At 73.2% G+C, this 1,159-nt stretch carries 2 protein-coding genes; both read right to left on the bottom strand.

What is annotated here, in order from left to right; genetic code table 11:
* Window positions 1-306, bottom strand: a 306-nt coding sequence (locus tag ESO86_RS17325; RefSeq protein WP_165308314.1) for a CinA family protein, incomplete at its 3' end; no start/stop codon positions are given.
* Between the two features lie 11 nt (window positions 307-317).
* Complete coding sequence (gene pgsA, locus ESO86_RS17320) at window positions 318-920, bottom strand: CDP-diacylglycerol--glycerol-3-phosphate 3-phosphatidyltransferase (RefSeq protein WP_129235998.1); 603 nt, start codon at window positions 918-920, stop codon at window positions 318-320.
* Window positions 921-1,159 lie beyond the last annotated feature (239 nt).

Below are 1,159 nucleotides of genomic sequence, written 5' to 3'. Positions count from 1 at the left end.
CCGACCGCCGACGGCGCACCGGGCGCGGATGCGCTCGGCGAGCTGCCGGGCCACCTCCGGGTCCACCGGGCCGCGCTCGTCGAGCAGCCGCCCGTCGACCCCGACGAGCGCTCCCTTCAGCTCGGTGGCGTACGCCACGATGCCGCCGAGCAGCACGTTCGAGGCGCCGGGAACGTCGACGATCGTCGCCGAGAGCAGCCCGCCGGTGAGGGACTCGGCGCACGCGACCGTACGGCCGCCCGCCCGCAACCGCGCGACGAGGCGTTCGGCGTCGGTCTCCCCTGCGGTCGGGGACCGTGGGGCCATTCGCCCTCCGCTCACCTCGGCTCGGCCCGGTGCTCGCGCGCGAGGCGGATCGCGTCGCGCACGTAGAGCAGGCCCGACCACACGGTGAGCGCGAGCGCCACGGCCATCGCCGCCCAGTTCACCCAGAGGATCCAGTCGCCCACGAGCGTCCAGAGCGGGGTGAGGAAGAGCGAGATCGCGATCGCCTGCGCGAAGGTCTTCGCCTTGCCGCCCGAGGATGCCGGCACCACCGTGCCACGACCCAGCTCGACGAACCGCCACACCGTGATGCCGACCTCGCGGACGACGATGAGGATCGTGACCCACCACCACAGCTCGCCGAGGATCGACAGGCACACGAGCGCGCCGCTCGTGAGCAGCTTGTCGGCGATCGGGTCGAGCAGCTTGCCGAGGTCGGTGACCAGCCCGCGCGAGCGGGCGATCTGGCCGTCGACCCAGTCCGTCGAGATCGCGACGATGAAGATGACCGCGGCCCACCACCGCATGGGGCCGTCGGCTCCGCCGTCGGCCAGAAGCAGCCAGAAGAAGATCGGCGCCATGACGATCCGGAGGATCGTGATCGCGTTCGGGAGGTTCCAGTTCGAGATGCGATCACGGCCATCGGGAGCGGTCATGGACCCAGCCTAGCCTCGGCGGGCCGGCCGCCCGGATGCCGATGGTCCCACTCGTGACGGCCGTCGCGGTGCCCCGATTCAGTCCCGGCCGGTGAGGCCCCAGGCGTCCTCGTCCGTGTCGCCCTCGACCTCTTCGAGGCCCTCCGGGATGCGCCCGACGGGGTCGTCGTAGCGGTCGTCGACGTCGTCGGACGACGCGGCAGCGGCGGGCCCGGTCGCGGCGGGCGCGGCCGGCGGCG

The organism is Agromyces binzhouensis (assembly GCF_004135055.1).
Taxonomy (GTDB): domain Bacteria; phylum Actinomycetota; class Actinomycetes; order Actinomycetales; family Microbacteriaceae; genus Agromyces; species Agromyces binzhouensis.
Note: the sequence above shows the minus strand (reverse complement) of the source record. Positions and strands in the feature narration are given on the sequence as shown.